Consider the following 20,840-nt stretch of genomic DNA (forward strand, 5'->3'; position numbering starts at 1 on the left):
AACATGAATCACGCGGGGCCTGTCAGCACAAGAAGACTCAGGCTGCTGATAACCCTTTCGGGAATTCTAGTTTTTGTTTTTCTAATTCGACTTATCGACTTTCAAGTGGTGCGCGCCGAGGCGATCAACGAAGAGTCATATGAGAAGCGAGCCGTAGCAAGAACCGTTCCGGCTGTGCGAGGCGACATTCTTGACGCTAACGGCAACATTCTCGCGACCAGTGTTTATCGCTACGACATCAACGCAGCACCAGCGATTGTGCGGCCAGTGGAGCGCAAGATTGATGGAATTGACCAGGTTGTATCTGTTGAGTCAATTGCTACCGAACTGGCAAGAATTCTCGATCTTGATGTGGCAGAGCTTTTGCCAAAGTTGATTGGAACCTCTCACTACGTAAATCTCAAAAAGCGAGTCGATGCGGAAACTCATCGGCAGATCGTTGAACTAGAGATCCCATGGATTTTTGCCGACCCGCACCAAAATCGCCTTTACCCAAACGGAGCGGTTGCTGGAAACCTCACCGGCTTTGTTGGAACTGACGGCGAGGCACTAGCTGGAATCGAGAGACAGTTCAACGCTTGTCTTGCTGGAGTAGATGGCAAAGAGACTTTTGAAAAAGGAGTCGATGGAATCAAGATTCCATCAAGCACAGTTGTCACTCAGGAAGCTAAGCCCGGTCGAAATGTAATTTTGACCATCGATGCCGATCTGCAGTATCAAGCGCAGCAGGTTCTAGCAACAGAAGTAAAGCGCCTAAACGCAGACTGGGCAACAGCAGTTGTCATAGAAGTAAAAACTGGTCGAATTGTTTTGGCAGCTGAAGCACCGAGCGTTGACCCAAACGATCCCGGAAAATCTCCTGAGTCTGAGCGTGGCGCAAGGGCATTTCAGTTTGCATTTGAGCCTGGCTCCACGATGAAGGCGATCACTGCAGCTACCGCTATTGATACCGGCTACGCCACAGTAAACACTCCAGTCAGAGCTCCAGATTCAATGAGAGTTTACGATCACGTAATCAACGACAGCTACTCGCACCCGGCTACCAATTGGACCGTCACTGGCGTACTTCGTTATTCATCGAATGTTGGAACCATTAAGTTTGCGGAAAAAGTGCCAGCTAAGACCAGGTACGAATACATGGAAGCTTTTGGGTTTGGGAAGCCAACTGCTGTTGGATTTGAGGGTGAAACACGGGGAGTGCTAAATCACTACACCGACTGGGATGGTGTGACCAACTACACCACGATGTTTGGTCAGGCACTGTCTGTTTCTCCTGTCCAGATGGCCGCTGCCTACCAAGTTCTTGCTAACGAAGGTGTAAAGCTCAATCCGATTTTGGTTGCAGGTTGCCAGGATGAAGACGGCAACCTAACCGCTGTTCCAAAATCAGACCCAATTCAGGTGGTTTCACCAAGTACCGCAAATGATGTCATGCACATGCTCGAGAAAATCGTTGAGCAAGGTGGTATCGGACAGGCAACTGCAGTTGCTGGATATCGTTCGGCTGGCAAAACCGGAACTGCTGAAATCAAGGAAGGCACTGGCTACGGTCAGTATTACGCGGCTTCTTTTTATGGCATGGCACCGGTTGATGACCCCAAGTACGCAATGGGCGTGATGATTTACAAACCAAAGAAGGTTTGGACTAACTCGATGGCAGCTGCAGCCGGTTATCAGAAGATTCTCTCTCAGGTTTTGCTTGCCAATCGTGTACCGCCATCAACTGGCAAGTCACCAGATCTTCCGACCGAATGGAAATAGTTGGTCGAGCAATCCATACCTCCAATTCTTAGGCCGGATAAACCCAATCAGGTGTCGCTAAGCGCGCTTGCCAAAGAACTTTCTGTTTCATTTGCGCCTGGCACTCAGGATGTGAACCTCACAGGGGTTTCCATGAACACCTCGGATGTCAGACACGGGGATATCTTTTTTGCAATGCCTGGATTGAAAACTCACGGTGCAAAATTTGCAGCGCAGGCGGTAGCCGACGGTGCGGTGGCGGTTGCTACTGACACTGAAGGTTTGGCCTTGTTAGAAGGTATTCAAGTACCAGTGATTGTGGTTGAAAACCCAAGACTTCGTCTTGGTGAAGCTGCAAGGTTTGTGTACGGCAATGCACGCCAGCAGATGCCTTTGATGTACGGGGTAACGGGCACCAACGGAAAGACTTCCACGGTTCACTTCCTCTCGGCAATCTTTAGGCAAATCGGGGCAGTACCGGGCATGAGCTCAAGTGTTGAGCGCCACATCGCTAACGACATCATCATCTCAAGGCTGACTTCTCCAGAGGCTCCAGAGTCGCATGCACTTATTGCCCGGATGAGAGAAAACAAGGTCACTGACGTTGGTTGGGAAGTGTCAGCCCAGGCGCTAAAACAACATCGCGTTGATGGCATCTTTTTCGATGTCGTCGCGTTCACTAATCTCAGCCACGATCACTTCGACGAATTCGATAGCTATCAGCAGTACCTAGAATCCAAAATGCCGCTGTTCCACAAATCCCGGTCAGGTAAGGGAGTTGTTTGCCTCGATACCGACTACGGACAAACATTTTTGGAGGCCAGCGAGATTCCTTGCGTCACCATCACTCTTCGAGACGACGTCAAATCCGACTGGAAAGTCAAAGTCACCGATGAGGCAGTAGGGCTTACAGCCTTTGACCTAACTGGACCAAACGGAGAAAAGATATCGACTTCGGTTCCAATTATTGGCGATTACATGGCCTCCAACGCTGGGGTTGCAATCCTGATGGCAATTCAAGCTGGACACGATTGGAAGAAGCTTGCAGTTGATTTGAAGGATGGAATTGACGCACCGATCGCAGGTCGAGGTGACAACGTTGCGCCACCGGGTGCGCCGAGCGTCTATGTGGACTTTGGACACACTCCAGATTCCATCGAGATGACAATCGAGGCTGCTAGAAAAATCACTAAGGGCAAACTGGTGGTTGTTGTGGGTCTTGATGGAGATCGAGACAAGATAAAGCGTCCGATGATCGGTGCAATCTGCGCAAGGCTCAGCGACGCGATGATTGTCACTGACCACAATCCAAGATTTGAAGATCCGGCCATCATTCGGAAAATGATCTACGACGGCGCTATTGCTGAACGTCCAGATCATGACATCAGAAATCTTGAGGGACCAGAGCGTGCGATACGCATCGCGGTTTCCATGGTCACCACCGGTGACACCATTATTTGGTTTGGACCAGGACACCAAGAACACCGAGACATCATGGGAGTTAGAACTAAATACTCCGGACGAGCTCAGGCAAAAGCCGCCCTAGCCGAAGCAGGCTGGAAATGATTACCGCATCTGCGACAAAGCTTGCAGATATTCTTGGCGCCGATTTGCTGGGTGATAAAGAAGTAAACGTCACTGGAAGTGCCGAAACTGATTCTCGTTTGGTTTCTGAAGGCAGTATCTTCTTTGCAAAACCGGGCGAGCAAGCTGACGGTCATGATTTTGTGGCGGATGCTAAATCACGCGGGGCAGTGGTTGCAGTTGTCGAGCACCGAGTCGATGTTGATATCACTCAGCTGGTTGTTGCTAATACGGTGGATGCGCTTGGAGTTCTGGCAGCCTGGCTAATTGGGGAGCTTAAGGTAAATGGAAAGCTCAAAGTCGTAGGCATCACAGGATCTAACGGTAAGACCACAACTAAGAACATGCTGCGAGCAATTCTTTCCCAAGTTGGCAACACAATCGCGCCAATCGAATCTTTCAATAACAAAGTCGGCGCCCCAATTTCGATTTTGAGAGCAGATCTAAACACAGAGTTTTTAGTTGTTGAGATGGGTGCTGAAGGTCTGGGAACTATTGCCTATTTGGCAAAGATGTCACAGCCGGATGTTGGCGTGATCTTGAAAGTGGGAATGGCCCACGCCGGAGAATTTGGTGGAATAGATGTCACTGCCAAGATTAAGGGCGAACTCGCCGAGGCACTTGGAGCCGATGCCCAATTAGTTTTGAATGCCGATGATGGCATGGTGGCCGCGATGAAAGATCGCACCAAGGCAGCCGTGAAGTGGTTTGGAACTTCTTCGGAATCAGAGTATTGGGCTTCGGATATTTCTCTGTCGAAAATCGGGACATCTTTTGTCTTGCACTGGCCTGACGGTGAGCATTCCGCTATCCAGCTTTCGATTCTTGGTGAGCACCACGTAATAAACGCACTTGCAGCCGCATCAGTTTCACACCTACTAGGAGCAAGCAAACAACAAGTAGTTAGCGCACTCGAAGCAATGGAGTTGGCTGAGCGCTGGAGAATGCAAAGAGTTGTTAGGTCTGATGGCGTCACGGTAATCAATGACTCCTACAACGCCAGCCCAGATTCAATGAAGGCTGCCCTTCAGACCCTGGCTCAGCTTGGGCGAATGGGAACAAGAACTATTGCAGTTTTGGGTGAGATGGCCGAGCTAGGTCAGTACTCGAGGCATGAGCATGACTCCATCGGGCGGTTGGTAGTTCGACTCAACATTGACCAGCTCGTGGTGGTCGGTGACGGCGCAAAGCTAATTCACATGGGGGCAAGCCAAGAGGGGTCCTGGGATGGCGAATCGAAGTTTTTCCCCTCGATTGCCGAGGCTTTGGCGTACCTGCGTGGGATACTCGCAGATGGCGATACCGTCTTGGTCAAATCATCCAAGTCGGCGAACCTCAGATTTCTGGGAGACGACTTAATGGAGGTGGCTAAGTGAGAGCGCTGCTGTTAGCTGGAGCCGCATCTATGGCCTTCACACTGTTTTTGACTCCTATATTCATTTGGTTGTTTCGGAAGTGGAACTGGGGACAGTTCATTCGTGATGACGGACCTGAGTCACACCACACCAAACGAGGCACCCCCACCATGGGCGGCTTGGTCATTATTTTGGCCAGCGTCACCGGATACTTTGCCGGAAAACTTCTAAACGGCGAAACCCCCTCGGTATCGGCTCTACTTGTTATTCTTGCGATGGTGGGGCTCGGGTTAGTTGGGTTCATTGACGATTTCATCAAGACACAGAAACAGCGATCTCTTGGTCTGGGTGGTTGGGCAAAGATTGCTGGTCAAGCACTGGTGGCTCTGGCTTTTGCAGCCTTCGCGTTTGGATATCCAAACGCGCAAGGCGTGACACCAGCTTCAACCAAGATCTCCGTTGTTCGAGACACCGGATTCGATTTGATGATGTTTGGAACCGTGGTCGGATCAGTACTAGTTGTGCTTTGGATCTTTTTGCTTATATCCTCAACTTCTAATGGTGTGAACATTGCCGATGGGCTAGATGGTCTGGCAATCGGTGCCAGCATCATGGCAATCGGTGCTTACGCGGTGATTGGGTTCTGGCAATTCAACCAGCTGTGTGGCACTGCGGTTGAGAACCTCACGCGCTGTTACGTAGTCCGCGATCCACTTGATTTAGCGGTTATCGCAGCTGCCATTACTGGCGCTGGGATTGGTTTCTTGTGGTGGAATACTTCACCAGCCCAAATCATCATGGGAGACACCGGTGCGATGGGCCTCGGTGGAGCTCTAGCCGCTCTTGCCATACTGTCCCGCACTGAAATCTTGCTGGTGCTTATCGGCGGACTGTTTGTGATTGTGACTGGTTCAGTTATTTTGCAACGCGCCTACTTCAAAATCACCAAGGGAAAACGCATCTTCTTGATGTCACCACTGCATCATCACTTTGAACTAAAGGGCTGGGCAGAAATTACGGTTGTTGTCAGGTTCTGGATTATCGCAGGACTTTCGGTTCTTGCCGGAATTGGTCTTTTCTACCTCGAGTGGATTTATGGCTAACCAGGCGCCTGACCTCCAGCAGTTAAATAGTTGGAGCTCTAACTGGTCCAGCATCAAGGTGGCAGTTTTGGGCTTAGGTAAATCTGGCTTCTCAGTAGCTGACACCCTCAACGAGTTGGGTAGCAAACTGCTTGTCGTATCCGAAGCAGCTGACGAGGAAATTCTAGACATCTTGGATGTTCTAGGCGTGGAGAGCGTTATTGATCAAAACGCCCAGGTCTTACAAGACGCTCTAGATGCCTTCGCACCAGATCTGATGATTGTTTCTCCAGGAGTTGCACCAACCACGGCGATAGTTGAAAAAGCTAATCGTTCCGGCATTCTGATTTGGACTGACATCGACTTAGCGTGGCGGCTAAGAGATAAATACATTCCGAACCAAGAGTGGATCTGCATCACAGGAACCAACGGAAAAACCACCACGACGGAAATAACCGAAGCTATGTTCTTGGCAGCGGATGTTAGAGCTGCCGCCTGCGGAAACATCGGAAAACCAATCCTTGATTGCATCAGAGACCCGGCAGCTTTTGAGGTGCTGGTTGTTGAGCTATCTTCTTTTCAGCTTCACTACTTGGATCGCATCGAGCCATTTAGTTCGGCCGTTCTAAACCTTGCAAACGATCACTTGGACTGGCATGGGGGCTTCGCAAACTACCGAGCAGCCAAGGGCCGAATTTATGAAAACACCAAAGTGGCCTGCGTATACAATCTCGAGGATTCAGTAACCGAATCCCTAGTAGAAGCTGCAGATGTGAGCGAAGGCGCGCGGGCAATTGGATTTGGTTTGGGCACTCCCGCCCGCAGCAACGTCGGATACGTTGAAGATTTACTCGTTGATCGTGCTTTCCTCGAGGAACGCGCTGATAAAGCACTTGAGATTGCAGGCTTTGAAGATCTTGATAACTTTGGAGTTCTAACTCCGCATCTTTTGAGCAACATCGCCGCTGCAACCGCGCTTGCTCGAAGCTTCGGTGTCCCGCCAGCTGCTTGCAGGAAAGCTTTGAGAGAGTTCAAGATTTCTCCGCATCGCATACAGCTGGTTGCCGAAATTGAGGGTGTTAGATACATCAATGATTCAAAAGCCACCAACGCTCACGCGGCAGCAGCTTCGCTGACTTCTTTCGAATCGGTGGTTTGGATTCTTGGGGGACTACTAAAAGGTGTGGATATCTCCGAGTTGATTGGTCAATTTGCCCCTCGACTGCGTGGTGCGGTGGTAATCGGTGTTGACCGTGCTGAAATTGTTGAAGCGTTCGAAAAACTGGCACCTGCGGTGCCAATGGTGGAAATTTCAGGAGGGGACGCAGTGATGTCACAAGCTGTCACCCTTGCATCTTCCATGGCCAAAGCTGGTGACGTGGTTTTGTTGGCACCAGCGGCAGCATCAATGGATCAATTCTTGAACTACCAGGAGCGCGGAGATCAATTCATTGCCGCAGTGCAAAGCTTGGGCGGGGAGTGAGTAAGTGACCAGAATCCAGCCCAGAACTAACGCACCTAGACAGGTGAGAAAAACCCGTTCAAATCCGCTAAACAATTTCAAAGCGTGGTTGCAAGATAACTTCCGCGCTGAATCGATTTACTTCTACCGCCTAGCCGGACTAACCGGTTTTTTGGTGGTCTTCGGCTTGGTGATGGTGCTTTCATCCTCATCAATTGATTCCCTGGTTGCCAATCGTGATGCCTACTACATTTTCTCGAGGCAATTTCTATACGCATTGATTGGGCTAGCCCTGATGCTAGTTATCGCAAGCCTTCCGGTGAGTTTCATTAGAAACCGAGTTGGGCTAGTGCTGATGATTGGATTTGGGCTGCAGCTTGCAGTTCCATTTATTGGAATTTCGGTAAACGGAAACACCAACTGGCTTTCAATTGCAGGTTTCACCTTGCAGCCTTCTGAGTTTTTGAAGCTGGCGTTGATTATGTACATGGGATGGTTTATCTCAAACCGCGAGTTTGAGATGGACAATCCTCAGCGAGTGCTCTACCCACTGCTGGCAGTTGGTGGCGGAGCGGTGCTCTTGGTGATGTTTGGTAGAGATCTTGGTACTGCGGTTATCTTCTCCTTCATAATCTTTGGAACGCTGCTGATGGCTGGAGCGCCAGGGAAAATTCTGGGTCGAGTGGCCCTATTAGCAATAGGACTTGCTGCAGTAGCAACTGCAACCAGCGCTTCGCGCATGGCGCGAATCACTGCATGGCTAAACCCAGGATCTGCTTCCTCGGATGCATTCAACTGGCAATTTGAACATGGCACCTGGGCGCTAGCTGCCGGTGGAGTGTTTGGAGTTGGACTTGGAAACTCCAAGATGAAGTGGTCCTGGATTCCGGAAGTTGAAAATGACTTTATCTTCGCTGTTATCGGTGAAGAGCTCGGTCTAGTTGGCGCCATGGTTGTAATTGGAATGTTTGCTTTGCTTATCGCTTCGCTTATAAGAGTTATGTTGCGAGCTCAATCTACTTTTGCGCGAGTGACAACACTGGGTGTTGTGATCTGGATACTCAGTCAGTCTGCGGTAAACATAGCCGTTGTGCTTGGAGTCCTTCCGGTTCTTGGCGTTCCGCTGCCACTGATATCAGCAGGTGGTTCGTCTTTGATCGCAACATTGGCCGGAATCGGTTTGGTCCTGGCATTTGAAAAGGACAATCACCGACAGCCACTTCGGGGAGTAAGGCGTTGACAAATTACTTGTTGACCGGCGGCGGAACCGCTGGTCACGTGAATCCGCTGCTCACAGTTGCAGACTATTTGCGCAAGCGTTCACCCCAAGATCAAGTTTTAGCGCTGGGAACCAAAGAGGGTCTTGAGTCCAGACTGGTACCGGAAGCCGGAATCGAACTGTTGTTTATTGAAAAACTTCCATTTCCAAGACGTCCCGGTTTATGGGCCATAGTCTTTCCATTTAAGTTCGCATCTGCAGTGTCCAAGGTAAGAAAGTACATCCGGGCGCACTCAATCAACATTGTGGTTGGTTTTGGCGGTTATGTAAGTGCGCCAGCATATGTCGCGGCTAAACGCGAGAAGGTCCCAATTGTTATACATGAGGCAAATGCCTTACCTGGAATCGCCAACAAAGTTGGTAACCGTTTTGCCAGTGCTGCAGGAAAGACTTTTCGCTCGGCTAACATGGCACACACCGAGTTTGTTGGAATGCCGCTTCGAGAATCAATCGTCGCTCTTGCAACCAAAAAAGATGCTGCAGCAGCTCGAAAGCATTTTGGTCTAAGGCCCGATCAGCTGACTCTTTTGGTCACCGGCGGTTCATTAGGCGCCAGAAGCATCAATCAAACTGTCGAATCCAGCAGGGCGGTTTTTGCTGCCGCTGGCATCCAAATGCTGCACATTGTTGGAGGCGCCAGCGAACTTGATGAAGTATCGGAGCCTCAATACGCAAGAGTGAGATACGTCGATCAAATGGAATTGGCTATCGCAGCAAGTGATTTTGCCGTATCGAGAGCGGGGGCTGCAACGGTTTCTGAATTCTCGGCAATCGGTTTGCCAGCTTTATACATCCCCTACCCGGTGGGCAATGGTGAGCAGAAATTCAATCTTCAGGATGTTTTGGCTGCCGGTGGCGCGATCACAATTGCCGATTCAGAATTCACCCTGGATTACGTGCGCTCGACATTGATTCCTATGCTCTCCGACAGCAAGCGCCTTGCTGAAATGTCAGAGTTTGCTAAACAAGCCGGGGTTTTGGATGGTACCGAACGTTTTGTCGCCCTTATTGACGAGGTGCTGGCAAGAAGATGATCAAACCAGATTTCACACAGGCAGTACCAGATCAGCTAGGTACGGTGCACTTCATTGGCATTGGTGGTTCTGGCATGAGCGGCATCGCGAGGATCTTAATTGGCATGGGACATGTTGTGACCGGTAGCGATCTTCGGGATAGCTCAAACGTGGCGGCGCTTCGCGAACTTGGAGCGAGGATTTACATCGGGCACGATCAGTCACATTTGGGAAATCCAGACACGGTTGTGGTCACAAGTGCACTGTGGCCAACTAACCCGGAGTATCTGCTTGCGAAGGAAAAAGGTATCCCTGTTATTCATCGCTCTCAAGCGTTGGCGAAACTGGCATCAAGTAAACGATTGATCGCAGTAGCCGGGGCCCACGGCAAGACAACTTCAACCGGAATGGTGATCACCGCACTTATGGCGATGGGACAGGATCCATCTTTTGTTAACGGGGGAGTTATCAATTCGGTAGGACAAAGCAGCAGCTCGGGAACAGGTGAATTCTTTGTGATTGAGGCGGATGAATCAGATGGTTCTTTTCTGCTCTATGACACTGCAATTAGCTTGATTACCAACGTTGACCCTGACCACCTTGATCACTACGGAAGCATCGAGGCTTTCCATAGAGTTTTTGCAGACTTTGCCAACAAATCTAAGGAGCTAGTTGTGATCAGCTCCGATGATCATGGCGCGAAGGAAGTCGCCAAACTGATAACAAAGCCAATGATCACGTTCGGCGAGGCTAAAGACGCCACGGTTCGAGTGCAGAACATAAAAGAAGACGCCCGCATTTCATTTGAGTTGGTTTACAAAGACGAGAAATCAAGCGCCACTTTGATTCTTGCCGGACGACACAACGCTCTAAATGCTGCGGGAGCGGTCGCGACTCTGGTGAGCCTTGGTTTAGATTTTCAAGCGTCAGTTTTCGAGGTCGCAAAATTTGAAGGAACAGAGCGAAGGTTCGAGCTTCACGGGAAAGAGCGAGGTGTTAGCGTGTATGACGATTTCGCTCATCATCCAACTGAAGTGCAGGCGGCTCTAAATGGCGCTAGAGCGGTAGTTGGTTCTGGCAAGCTAATAACTGTTTTTCAGCCACACCTTTATTCACGCACCAGATTGTTTGCCAAAGAGTTCGCTCAGGTGCTGGCCGAAAGTGATGAAGTGGTTCTGCTAGATATCTATGCAGCCCGTGAAGATCCAGAACCAGGTGTCACCGGTGAGCTTATTTTGAACAACTTCTCCGACCAGTCAAAAATTCACTACGTTCCGAACTGGGAAGAGGCATCGGCTAAGGCGGCGAGCTTGGCCGACTCGGGAGATTTCATCGTAACCATGGGTTGCGGCGATGTTTATCGCATGGTTCCTCAGCTTCTTCAAGCACTAAAGAAGAGTTAGTAGATTGAAGCGCCCCGGTTCGAAAAAGCTTCCTGGAGAAAAGCTCCAAAGGCAACGGCTTAATACTTTGGCTAAAGCACCCAGGCGCATAACTCAGCGAGAGCTTGACAACTCACTTATTGGTCGGATGGTTACATCCAGACGCGCAAAACGCATCATTGCATCGATCAGTGTTGGTTCAATAGCTATCCTGCTGGCTATAGTCGCAGGCGCAACTTTCTCTCCCGCTTTAGCCATCAAGGAAATTTACGTCACGGGTACCGAGCGGATTCAGCCAGAACTAATTTCAAAGGCACTCCAGGGGCACATCGGAACTCCATTGCCGCTTCTGGACGAGAACGCGGTAGCTCAATCGTTAGCTAGCTTTGCTCTCATTGAGTCATTTTCTGCAACTGCCGTGCCGCCAAATGGTTTGCAGGTAAAGATTTCAGAGCGCCAGGCAATCAGCGTTGTTGCAGTCAAGGGCGAGCGTTGGCTTTATGACCCAGCGGGGGTCAAGGTGGCCCAGGCGACCGGTTCCGAGGAATTACCTGAGATTCAAATCAGTGAAGAACCTAGGAACTCGCAGCGCTATAGAAACGCGATCGAAGTGCTAATGGCACTTCCCGAGGATTTACTGCATCAAGTAGAGTTCATCGAAGCTCGTTCTAAGGACGATGTTCAGATGAGCCTTAGAACTTCTCGCGAGCAGAGGATTATTTGGGGCGACAGTTCCGATTCGGTTCTAAAGTCAAAGGTGCTTCAGGCTTTGATGGCAAATCACCGAAAAACCCAGTCGGTGACCTTTGACGTTTCCTCTCCAAACGCACCGGTTGTACGATTCGACAACTTTTAGACACGCCCGTACCCGTTACGCCACAAATGGGCCATCTAGGCCTATTTTTTTGGCGCGGAGTTCAAAAAGCCGTAGAGCTTAAGGCTAAAGCTGAGCTTGAGGGTTTGTAATTTCGCAGTGACTTGCAAAAGTCACGGCTGTCGATTTGAAGGAGCATCATGGGTCTGAACCAAAACTACCTGGCCGTTATCAAGGTCGTTGGAGTTGGTGGAGGTGGAGTCAACGCACTCAACCGCATGATCGAGTCTGGCTTGCGCGGTGTGGAGTTCGTTGCAATCAACACTGACGCACAAGCTCTGCTGATGAGTGAAGCTCACGTGAAGCTGGATATCGGAAGAGACTTGACTCGTGGACTTGGAGCAGGAGCTGACCCAGAAATCGGTAAGCGTGCTGCTGAAGATCACGAGGAAGAAATAGAGGCAGCTCTTCGTGGCTCAGACATGGTGTTCGTAACCGCCGGTGAAGGCGGAGGAACTGGAACCGGTGCTGCACCGATTGTTGCCCGTGTTGCTAAGCGCGTCGGTGCTCTAACCGTTGGAGTAGTCACCAAGCCATTCGGTTTTGAAGGTAAGCGCAGAATGCAGCAAGCTGAGCGCGGAATCGAAGCTATTCGCGCCGAGGTGGACACTTTGATCGTTGTTCCAAACCAGAGGCTTCTCGAAATTGCTGACAAGTCAGTTTCTGTAGTGGAAGCTTTCAGGACGGCTGACGATGTGCTTCGTGCCGGTGTTCAGGGCATCACTGATTTGATCACTACTCCAGGACTAATCAACTTGGACTTCGCCGATGTGAAGTCAGTTATGCAAGGTGCAGGTTCTGCCTTGATGGGTATCGGTACTGCCAAGGGTGAGGACCGCGCAATCCGTGCAGCCGAGATGGCAGTTTCTTCTCCGCTGCTTGAGTCCAGCATCGATGGCGCTCACGGTGTTCTACTTTTAGTTCAGGGAGCCTCCGATCTTGGTCTTCACGAAATTGACGAGGCGGCAAGACTGGTTCAAGAAGCTGTTAGCCCAGAAGCGAACATCATCTACGGAACCACAATCGATGACACGCTTGGCGACGAGGTTCGCATCACGGTTATCGCTGCTGGTTTCGACGGTGGCTTCCCGAAAGCACGCAAGAGCCCAAGAACAGTTTTCGCAGAAGTTGAGCAACCACTTCCTCCAGTTGTTCCAGTTGCGGCACCTGTTGTTGAGTCAATCTCATTCTTCGACACTCCAGCAATCGAGATTGCGGAGGAGCCACTGCCAATGCCGGTTCAGTCTTTCGCGATGGACTACGCCGCAGATCTTGACATTGAAATCGATCAGTCACCCTCCTTACCAAAGCGACCGCAGACTGCCGATGGCACCTTCGGTGACGACCTCGACATCCCTGAGTTCCTCAGAGGTTAATTGACCGAGCTTGGCCAGCGCTACCAAGCAATCGTTGATTCAATAGCGACTGCAGCGAGTTCGGCCAATCGAGATTCAAGTCAAATCACGCTCGTTGTGGTGACCAAAAACCACCCTCACCAGTTGGTTCACGATCTTCTGGCACTGGGTGCTAGAGATTTTGGTGAAAACCGGGACCAGGAAGCCGGCCCCAAGGCCAAGCTGATTGCTTCCGAATCCAGCGAGCGGTTCAATTGGCACTTTATTGGCCAGCTTCAAACCAATAAGGTCAAATCGGTTCTTGAATATGCCGACTTTCTTCATTCGCTAGATAGACCTTCCTTGCTTGACGAACTTCAAAAGCGCACAGCCGAGCGCGAGAATCCGCTCAAGGTCTTTGTCCAGGTCAACATGACCGAGGATCCAGAGCGAGGGGGAGTAAACCCAGAAGATCTGATGGCCTTTGCCGAGCGAGTGCTTTCGAGCCCAGGACTTGAGCTTGTTGGCCTAATGGGGGTTGGGGGCCTCGAGGTGGCCCCAGAGCTCGAGTTTGAAAGACTGGCCGCATTGTCGGTCGAGCTACAAAAGCTTGCTCCAGGGGCGAACAGGCTCTCAATGGGCATGTCGGGGGACTTTGAAACAGCTATTGCTTATGGCGCGACACACTTGCGAATAGGTACCGCAATAACGGGTAATCGGCCTACTTAGCCATATTCTTAGAGAAGTTAAACCCCAGGAGGAACTAATGGCCGGAATACTACAGCGCAGCATGGAATTTCTCGGATTTGCCGAGGAGTCCAACGAGCTGCCAACTCGCCAGGATTCAGTGTCTACTGCAGCGCGACCTGCTCGCGTAATGAGCCCACGACCTCGTCGCGGGTCAAATGATGTCGCGGAGATTTTCACCATCGAGCCAAAGTCTTACGAAGAGGCGCCAATGGTTGCAGCTCACTACCGAATCGGAATTCCAGTGATTGTGAACATGGGAGAGATGAGCGAAGTTGAGTCTCGTCGCATGCTTGATTTCATGCTTGGACTAAAAGAGGGTCTAGAAGGCCACATGCGTCGCGTGACCCCAAAGGTATTTTTGCTGACCCCAACCCACGTTGCAGTCAACGAGGAGCAGGCAGCAGAGACCAACAGCGAGGTTGACGAGCTTCTAGTTCGTCCATAGGTTCCGCTATGGGACTAATCGCTCTAATTGTTTATTGGGCGCTGCAGCTTTACTTCTATGCACTTATCGGCCGCCTAATTCTCGATCTGCTGATGTCTGTGAATCCAGCGTTTCGGCCCAAGGGCATACTGTTGCCGGTTGCAGAGATTATCTTCACCTTAACCGACCCACCGCTTAGGTTCTTGAGGCAATACATAAAGCCGGTACGCATGGGCGCCATTTCTTTGGATTTTGCCTGGACGGCACTGGTGCTGGGCGTAGTGTTCGCTCAAAGTCTGGTTCGCGGCCTCATATAGCGAGCCAATTCATCTTGGGTTAGGCTTTTAGAAAGTTCGGCCCAAGCTGGCCAATCGAAAGAGGAAGACAGTAATGCCACTAACTCCAGAAGATGTTGTCAATAAGAGGTTCCAGCCAACCAAGTTTCGCGAAGGCTATGACCAGGACGAAGTCGATGACTTTCTAGACGAGATTGTCGTCGAACTAAGAAGGCTCTACCAGGAGAACGAGGACCTTCGCCGCCGCCTACTGGCTGCAGACGGACGCATTGCAGAGCTTCAGCGAAGTGGAGCAGATCTTCCATCCCAGCTTGTCTCAGCCCCTGAGGTCACACCAGCTCCTATGGCATTCCCTGAGGCTGTTGCTGACCCATCAACTTTGGATTCTTCCAACACCAACAACTTGCTTCAGCTTGCTCGTAAGCTGCACGACGAGCACGTGCGTGAAGGTATGGTCAAGCGCGATGAGCTCATCGCTGAAGGCCACGCAACCGCTGCTCGTTTAGTTCGCGAAGCAGAAGCTCAGCAACGCTCCGACCTGAACCGCCTAGAGCAAGAAAAGGCAGTAATCGAGCACAGCATCCAGCAGCTTCGTAGCTTCGAGCGTGAGTACCGCACACGCCTGAAGTCCTACATCGAGTCTCAGCTAACCGAGCTAGATTCGGCAGGAGTTGCGCCATCGCAGCAGGCTCCCGGATCCACTCCCGGCATCAGCGGGTAGTGCAGGTTCTTGAGCAAGTCAAAACAAGCAGCTAGCCGCTGGCTATACCTTGTTGTTGCACTTGTTCTAATTGCTGTTGATCAGTTCACAAAAAATCTTGCGATAGCAACCCTAAAACCTGGAATCGGCTATCCGGTTATTGGGGAAGTGCTTTCTTGGCGACTTATCTACAACGACTCGGCTGCCTTCTCACTTGGCTTTGGTGAAACGTGGATTCTTGCCGTCATAGCAGCCGCCGCCACTTTGGCAACAATCTGGTTTTCAAGAAGGATTACTTCACGATCCTGGGCGGTTATGGCCGGCATCTTTCTTGCTGGGGTAGTCGGTAATCTAATTGATCGTCTGATCAGAGAGCCAAATTTTGGAAATGGTCACGTAGTTGACTTCATCCAAATTCCTTTCAATTTCCCGGTATTCAACCTGGCAGATATCTTTATCGTCACTATGGCTTCCCTTACAGTTATCAGAGTCTTCCGGGGTGAAAACCTCGGCGGCGTTGCGCCGAGAAAAAAATGAGTCAGAGCTTTGAAATTGATCAGTCCCTTGCGGGCGAGAGGGTTGATACCGCGATTGCGCGCTTGCTTGGGATTTCGCGCTCAGCTGCGGCTGAACTTTGTGAAACAGGTGGGGCCCGAGTTGGTAAGAAAACTCTCGGAAAATCTGATCGGGTGAATCTAGCTGACTTGCTGGAAGTTGAACCACCAAAAGCAGCTCAAGAGCTCAAGGTGGTTGCCACTCCGGTGGATGAGCTATTGGTGATTTATCAGGACGATGATCTAGTCATCGTCGATAAACCAGCCGGGGTTGTTGCTCACCCAACAGTTGGCTACGTGGGCCCAACGGTTGCTGGAGCGTTGCTGGCGCGCGGAATTCAACTAACAACTTCCGGAGCCCAGGAGCGTCAGGGAATAGTCCAACGACTAGATGTTGGAACCAGTGGGCTGATGATGCTCGCGAAATCCGAACTGGCCTATTCGAAACTGAAACAAGATTTTCGGGATAGAGCCGTGAACAAGATCTATCACGCCATTATTCAAGGTCACCCAGATCCAATAGAAGGCACCTTTGATGCACCCATAGGTAGGCACCCAAAAGCTGAATTCAAGTTCGCAGTAATGGAAGATGGCAAACCCTCTGTCACTCATTACAAAGTGCTCGAATTGTTCGCCGCCGTTGCTCTTTGTGAAGTGAACCTTGAAACCGGAAGAACTCACCAGATCCGCGTGCACTTTTCAGCTTTCAAGCATCCATTACTTGGGGACACTATGTATGGGGCAGATCCAACCCTTGCCAAAAAGCTCGGTATAGACCGCCAGTGGCTCCATGCCAAAGAACTCGGATTTACCCACCCCATCACGGGTAAGCAAATGCATTTTGTCTCGGAGTACCCCAAGGACTTGGCCGAGGTGCTTGTAAAGCTCCGAGCCTAGAAACCCTTAGGCTAAAAATCCCACCAACCACTGCTATTTCTAGAGGCCCACTTGTCAGCTAAGGATTCCTTTGTGCACCTTCATGTGCACAGCGAGTATTCGATGCTCGATGGTGCGGCCAGGGTAAAACCCCTCACTGAAGAAGCTGCCCGGTTAGGAATGCCGGCAATAGCAATTACTGATCACGGTAATAACTTCGGCGCTTACGATTTCTATCAAACTGCAAAAGCCAATGGCATCAAGCCAATCATCGGTATCGAAGCATATCTTTCGCCAGGCACCCCTCGAACAGAGCGCACCCGAGTTCAGTGGGGAGTCGGTGGCGAGGATGATGTCTCCGGCGGTGGAGCATTCACACACCTAACAATGTTTGCTGAAACTACCGAAGGTATGTACAACCTCTTCAAAATGTCTTCCAAGGCTTGGTTGGATGGATTCTATTTCAAGCCTCGTATGGATAGGCAGCTGCTTCAGGAATATGGCAAAGGAATCATTGCAACCACCGGTTGCGCCTCGGGTGAAGTCCAGACCCTTATTCGTCTGGGCCAATACGACAAAGCCCTAGAAGCAGCTGCTTTCTATCGCGACGTATTTGGCAAAGACAACTATTTCGTCGAAATTATGGATCATGGAATCGATATCGAACGCCGTGCGATGCCGGATCTATTGCGACTTGCAAAAGATCTTTCCTTGCCGCTGGTAGCCACAAATGACCTGCACTACACCCACGCCTCCGATTCAGTTAGCCACGAGGCATTGTTGTGTGTGCAGTCGGGAACAAACTTACTTGACCCAAATCGCTTTAAATTCGACGGACGTGAGTATTACCTGAAATCCGCTGAACAGATGAGAGAGCTGTTCAGAGATCACCCAGATTCATGTGACAACACTCTTTTGATAGCCGAGCGATGCAATGTCGAGTTCAAAAAGCGCGACCTGATGCCCAAATTCCCTCTTCCCGAGGGTGAAACAGAAGCTAGCTGGTTTGCAAAGGAAGTGGATAAGGGAATGAAGCGCCGCTACGGCGAGGTAGTTCCTGAGCGCCAAGCCAAGCAGGCCGAGTACGAAGTAAATGTCATCGCACAAATGGGTTTCCCTGGATACTTCCTTGTGGTTTCAGACTTTATTGCTTGGGCAAGAGCGCAGGGAATTCGAGTGGGACCAGGTCGTGGTTCTGCAGCAGGATCAATCGTTGCTTACGCCATGGGAATCACGGAACTGGATCCAATCGTGCACGGACTAATTTTTGAGCGCTTCTTGAACCCCGAGCGTGTTTCACCGCCAGATATCGATGTTGATTTTGATGATCGAAGACGCGGAGAAGTCATTAGGTACGTGAGCCAAAAATACGGCGAGGATCGCGTTGCTCAGATCGTGACCTTTGGAACCATCAAGGCCAAACAAGCCCTCAAGGATTCTGCTCGCGTTCTTGGCATGCCGTATGCGGCAGGGGAGAAGCTCACAAAGTTGATGCCCCCGATGGTCCTAGGTCGGGATGTGACCTTAGGAGAGTTGGTTGAAAAGCCAAAGGACAAACAGGCTGAGCAAAACTCTCGTTATAAAGAAGCCGCAGAATTTCGCGAGGCATTAGAAAACGATTCGGATTCAGCAAAAATCTTCGAACTAGCCCGAGGTCTTGAGAATCTCAAGCGCCAATGGGGTGTTCATGCAGCCGGTGTAATCATGTCCGCTGAGCCACTGTTGGATGTAATTCCAATCATGCGCAGAGAGGATGACGGTGCGGTAATCACCCAGTTTGATCAGCCACCGTGCGAAAAACTTGGTCTACTGAAGATGGATTTTCTAGGGCTTCGAAACCTGACAGTTCTGGATGATGCTTTAGCAAACATCAAAGCCAACCGCGGGGTGAGCGTGGTTCTTGAGGAACTTGATTTGAATTCAGATCAAAACACCTTTGAGCTTTTGTCCAGAGGGGACACCCTCGGGGTTTTTCAGCTCGACGGTGCTCAGATGCGCTCTCTTCTTCGAATGCTAAAGCCGAGTGAATTCGAACACATCTCCGCTGTTATCGCGCTTTACCGACCAGGTCCAATGGGAGAAAAATCCCACACTAACTATGCTCTGCGCAAGAATGCTCTTCAAAATTCAGAAGCGATCCATCCGGAGCTTGCAGCTCCGCTGGCAGAGATTCTAGACCCAACCTATGGACTGATTGTTTATCAGGAGCAGGTAATGGCCGTTGCGCAAAAGGTAGCTGGCTTCACACTTGCGCAGGCTGATCTTCTCAGAAGAGCGATGGGTAAAAAAGATAAGAAAGAGCTGGATCGCTCGTACAAAGATTTCAGCGAAGGTATGGCCGGCCAAGGATACTCAGAACCAGCTATTGAAACTCTTTGGAAAACTCTTCTTCCATTCGCAGACTACGCCTTCAATAAGGCACACAGTGCTGGCTATGGAGTTTTGAGTTACTGGACTGCATACCTAAAGGCAAACTTCCCAGCCGAGTATATGGCTGCGCTGCTTACCTCTGTGGGGGATTCAAAAGACAAACTGGCAATCTACTTGAACGAATGTCGTCGAATGGACATTCAGGTTCTTGCCCCAGATGTTAATCAGTCGATTGGACCATTTAGCGCAGTTGGGGACACCATTCGCTTCGGGCTTGGCGCAATCCGAAACGTTGGCCACAACGTAGTTGATGGAATCATCACGGCGCGCAAGGATAAGCCTTTTTCATCCTTCACTGATTTCTTGAGACGAGCGCCCGCTCAGGTTTGTTCCAAGAGAACCATCGAGTCGCTAATTAAAGCTGGCGCATTTGACTCGCTTGGCCACACTAGGCGTTCATTGATCGAAATTCACGAAGAAGCTGTTGATTCACAATCAGTAATTAAGAGAAACGAATCAACCGGTCAAGTTGATTTGTTTGGCGATCTATTTGCTGAATCCGATTCGCAGCTGGTTATTCCTAATCGACCAGAATGGCCAAAGGCTGAAAAGCTTGCGCACGAGCGCGAAATGCTTGGTCTGTACGTATCTGATCACCCACTTGCCGGTAGAGAAAAACAGCTTGCTCAGTTTGCAGACTTTACAATTGGTGATCTGCTAACCAGTGAGGAAATCCGCGATGGTGAGACCGTGACTATAGCGGGTCTGATTTCAAGTGTCACCCACCGGGTTGCCAGATCCTCAGGTAATCCATACGCCAATGTGATCATCGAAGATTTTGAAGGTGAGATGTCTGTGATGTTTATGGGCAAAACCTACAAAGAGTATTCGGAAGCATTGATCAACGATGAGGTAGTTCTGATTCGTGGCCGAATAAATGCCAGAGATGAGGGCTATGCAATTTCAGCTTTCTCAATGGAAACTATCGCTCTGGGTTCTGAAGGAGCTAACCACGGGCCACTTAGACTTCAGATTCAAGAAGCTGATGCAACTAGGTCTGTACTCGAAAACCTGGATGCAACTTTGAGAGCTCATCCTGGCAAAGAAGAAGTACAGCTGACTTTCATTGATGAGCTGAACCCAAGAAGCTTTAAGTTATCTCCAAGAGTAAGAATCAGCGATGACCTTATCGGCGAGCTAAAGGCTTTGCTGGGTTCGGGGTCTTTGGTTCAGAGTGCGGTGTCTGCTGGGTTGAAATAAGAGCGCTGGAAATACAACAGCCCCTTGTCTAGCTTCCCAAGTTTGCCCGAAAGCACTTCCGTGATAAACACTGCGTTGTTCTCAACTCGGTGAAACTCTCTAACTTTTACAAAAAGCACAGCAGTTGCGTCTCTAAACACCGGAAGCCCAAAGTCGGAGAACTCCCAGTCCGAATCAGCGAAGCGTTTAGCTTGGTCTTCTGCCATTTTCTTTGCCAGCCCAAGGTTTTCTGATCCAAGCATGTGAAGGGCTAAATGCGTTGACTTAGATAAGGCCGCCCAAGAAGATGAGCCCTGTGAAACATTGAAGGTCACCAATGCCGGGTTTGAACCAAGTGAAGTCATCGAGGTTGCTGTGAAACCAACAGGATCACCAGATTCTGATTTGGTTGTGATCACGGCAACTCCGGACGCGTGGCGCCTAAAGGCAGCCTTCAAGGCATCAGAGGGGTCTTGGTTTAGGTCTTTTTCAAGCATCGCTTACAAGATTAGCTCAGCCTCCAGCA

At 50.3% G+C, this 20,840-nt stretch carries 18 protein-coding genes; 17 read left to right on the top strand and 1 reads right to left on the bottom strand.

Annotation, left to right across the window (positions count from 1 at the left end):
- The first annotated feature begins 3 nt into the window (after positions 1 to 3).
- The 17 genes from AC8GDC_RS02925 to dnaE all read left to right on the top strand — a co-directional run bounded on the left by AC8GDC_RS02925 (position 4) and on the right by dnaE (position 20,335).
- Positions 4 to 1,761 (top strand): peptidoglycan D,D-transpeptidase FtsI family protein, encoded by a 1,758-nt coding sequence (locus tag AC8GDC_RS02925; protein ID WP_506558388.1) that lies wholly within the window; start codon positions 4 to 6, stop codon positions 1,759 to 1,761.
- Positions 1,762 to 1,812: 51 nt separating this feature from the next.
- Positions 1,813 to 3,306 (top strand): Mur ligase family protein, encoded by a 1,494-nt coding sequence (locus tag AC8GDC_RS02930; RefSeq protein WP_506558389.1) that lies wholly within the window; start codon positions 1,813 to 1,815, stop codon positions 3,304 to 3,306.
- Entirely contained in the window at positions 3,303 to 4,700 is a 1,398-nt protein-coding gene (locus AC8GDC_RS02935; protein ID WP_506558390.1) for a UDP-N-acetylmuramoyl-tripeptide--D-alanyl-D-alanine ligase, read from the top strand. The genes AC8GDC_RS02930 and AC8GDC_RS02935 overlap by 4 nt, the downstream gene beginning before the upstream one ends.
- Positions 4,697 to 5,782, top strand: a complete 1,086-nt coding sequence (mraY, locus tag AC8GDC_RS02940; RefSeq protein ID WP_506558391.1) for a phospho-N-acetylmuramoyl-pentapeptide-transferase — start codon at positions 4,697 to 4,699, stop codon at positions 5,780 to 5,782. The genes AC8GDC_RS02935 and mraY overlap by 4 nt, the downstream gene beginning before the upstream one ends.
- Positions 5,775 to 7,244: a UDP-N-acetylmuramoyl-L-alanine--D-glutamate ligase gene (gene murD / locus AC8GDC_RS02945; protein WP_506558392.1), complete on the top strand. Its 1,470-nt coding sequence runs from the start codon at positions 5,775 to 5,777 to the stop codon at positions 7,242 to 7,244. The genes mraY and murD overlap by 8 nt, the downstream gene beginning before the upstream one ends.
- Positions 7,245 to 7,248: 4 nt before the next feature.
- Complete coding sequence (gene ftsW / locus AC8GDC_RS02950; RefSeq protein WP_506558393.1) at positions 7,249 to 8,463, top strand: putative lipid II flippase FtsW; 1,215 nt, start codon at positions 7,249 to 7,251, stop codon at positions 8,461 to 8,463.
- Positions 8,460 to 9,536, top strand: a complete 1,077-nt coding sequence (murG, locus tag AC8GDC_RS02955) for an undecaprenyldiphospho-muramoylpentapeptide beta-N-acetylglucosaminyltransferase (RefSeq protein ID WP_506558394.1) — start codon at positions 8,460 to 8,462, stop codon at positions 9,534 to 9,536. Before ftsW ends, murG begins: the two co-directional genes overlap by 4 nt.
- Complete coding sequence (gene murC, locus AC8GDC_RS02960; protein WP_506558395.1) at positions 9,533 to 10,918, top strand: UDP-N-acetylmuramate--L-alanine ligase; 1,386 nt, start codon at positions 9,533 to 9,535, stop codon at positions 10,916 to 10,918. Before murG ends, murC begins: the two co-directional genes overlap by 4 nt.
- Before the next feature lie 67 nt (positions 10,919 to 10,985).
- Complete coding sequence (locus tag AC8GDC_RS02965; RefSeq protein ID WP_506558396.1) at positions 10,986 to 11,753, top strand: FtsQ-type POTRA domain-containing protein; 768 nt, start codon at positions 10,986 to 10,988, stop codon at positions 11,751 to 11,753.
- Positions 11,754 to 11,911: 158 nt separating this feature from the next.
- Positions 11,912 to 13,147, top strand: coding sequence for a cell division protein FtsZ (ftsZ, locus tag AC8GDC_RS02970; RefSeq protein WP_506558397.1), 1,236 nt, complete (start codon positions 11,912 to 11,914; stop codon positions 13,145 to 13,147).
- Entirely contained in the window at positions 13,148 to 13,834 is a 687-nt protein-coding gene (locus AC8GDC_RS02975; protein ID WP_506558398.1) for a YggS family pyridoxal phosphate-dependent enzyme, read from the top strand.
- A 37-nt stretch (positions 13,835 to 13,871) separates the two neighbouring features.
- Positions 13,872 to 14,300 carry a cell division protein SepF gene (locus AC8GDC_RS02980; RefSeq protein ID WP_506558399.1) on the top strand — a complete coding sequence of 143 codons (429 nt, stop codon included), beginning with the start codon at positions 13,872 to 13,874 and terminating at the stop codon, positions 14,298 to 14,300.
- An 8-nt stretch (positions 14,301 to 14,308) separates the two neighbouring features.
- Complete coding sequence (locus AC8GDC_RS02985; RefSeq protein ID WP_506558400.1) at positions 14,309 to 14,596, top strand: YggT family protein; 288 nt, start codon at positions 14,309 to 14,311, stop codon at positions 14,594 to 14,596.
- A gap of 73 nt (positions 14,597 to 14,669) precedes the next feature.
- On the top strand, positions 14,670 to 15,296 hold the full coding sequence (locus tag AC8GDC_RS02990; RefSeq protein WP_506558401.1) for a DivIVA domain-containing protein: 627 nt from the start codon (positions 14,670 to 14,672) through the stop codon (positions 15,294 to 15,296).
- A gap of 9 nt (positions 15,297 to 15,305) precedes the next feature.
- Positions 15,306 to 15,812, top strand: a complete 507-nt coding sequence (locus AC8GDC_RS02995) for a signal peptidase II (protein ID WP_506558402.1) — start codon at positions 15,306 to 15,308, stop codon at positions 15,810 to 15,812.
- On the top strand, positions 15,809 to 16,726 hold the full coding sequence (locus tag AC8GDC_RS03000) for an RluA family pseudouridine synthase (RefSeq protein WP_506558403.1): 918 nt from the start codon (positions 15,809 to 15,811) through the stop codon (positions 16,724 to 16,726). The genes AC8GDC_RS02995 and AC8GDC_RS03000 overlap by 4 nt, the downstream gene beginning before the upstream one ends.
- Positions 16,727 to 16,828: 102 nt before the next feature.
- Entirely contained in the window at positions 16,829 to 20,335 is a 3,507-nt protein-coding gene (gene dnaE / locus AC8GDC_RS03005) for a DNA polymerase III subunit alpha (protein ID WP_506558459.1), read from the top strand.
- On the opposite strand, the gene AC8GDC_RS03010 is transcribed toward dnaE, so the two are convergent.
- Positions 20,305 to 20,811 carry a flavin reductase family protein gene (locus tag AC8GDC_RS03010; protein ID WP_506558404.1) on the bottom strand — a complete coding sequence of 169 codons (507 nt, stop codon included), beginning with the start codon at positions 20,809 to 20,811 and terminating at the stop codon, positions 20,305 to 20,307. The genes dnaE and AC8GDC_RS03010 overlap by 31 nt on opposite strands.
- Positions 20,812 to 20,840 lie beyond the last annotated feature (29 nt).

Origin of the sequence: Rhodoluna miladensis (SeqCode) (assembly GCF_965234705.1) — a bacterium.
In the GTDB taxonomy this organism is placed as follows: Bacteria; Actinomycetota; Actinomycetes; order Actinomycetales; family Microbacteriaceae; genus Rhodoluna; species Rhodoluna miladensis.

Coding starts and splice junctions, on each gene's coding strand:
- AC8GDC_RS02925 (WP_506558388.1), top strand. CDS start 4: ATGAATCACGCGGGGCCTGTCAGCACAAGAAGACTCAGGCTGCTGATA.
- AC8GDC_RS02935 (WP_506558390.1), top strand. CDS start 3,303: ATGATTACCGCATCTGCGACAAAGCTTGCAGATATTCTTGGCGCCGAT.
- murD (WP_506558392.1), top strand. CDS start 5,775: ATGGCTAACCAGGCGCCTGACCTCCAGCAGTTAAATAGTTGGAGCTCT.
- murC (WP_506558395.1), top strand. CDS start 9,533: ATGATCAAACCAGATTTCACACAGGCAGTACCAGATCAGCTAGGTACG.
- ftsZ (WP_506558397.1), top strand. CDS start 11,912: ATGGGTCTGAACCAAAACTACCTGGCCGTTATCAAGGTCGTTGGAGTT.
- AC8GDC_RS02980 (WP_506558399.1), top strand. CDS start 13,872: ATGGCCGGAATACTACAGCGCAGCATGGAATTTCTCGGATTTGCCGAG.
- AC8GDC_RS02985 (WP_506558400.1), top strand. CDS start 14,309: ATGGGACTAATCGCTCTAATTGTTTATTGGGCGCTGCAGCTTTACTTC.
- AC8GDC_RS02990 (WP_506558401.1), top strand. CDS start 14,670: ATGCCACTAACTCCAGAAGATGTTGTCAATAAGAGGTTCCAGCCAACC.
- AC8GDC_RS03000 (WP_506558403.1), top strand. CDS start 15,809: ATGAGTCAGAGCTTTGAAATTGATCAGTCCCTTGCGGGCGAGAGGGTT.
- dnaE (WP_506558459.1), top strand. CDS start 16,829: ATGCTCGATGGTGCGGCCAGGGTAAAACCCCTCACTGAAGAAGCTGCC.
- AC8GDC_RS03010 (WP_506558404.1), bottom strand. CDS start 20,811: ATGCTTGAAAAAGACCTAAACCAAGACCCCTCTGATGCCTTGAAGGCT.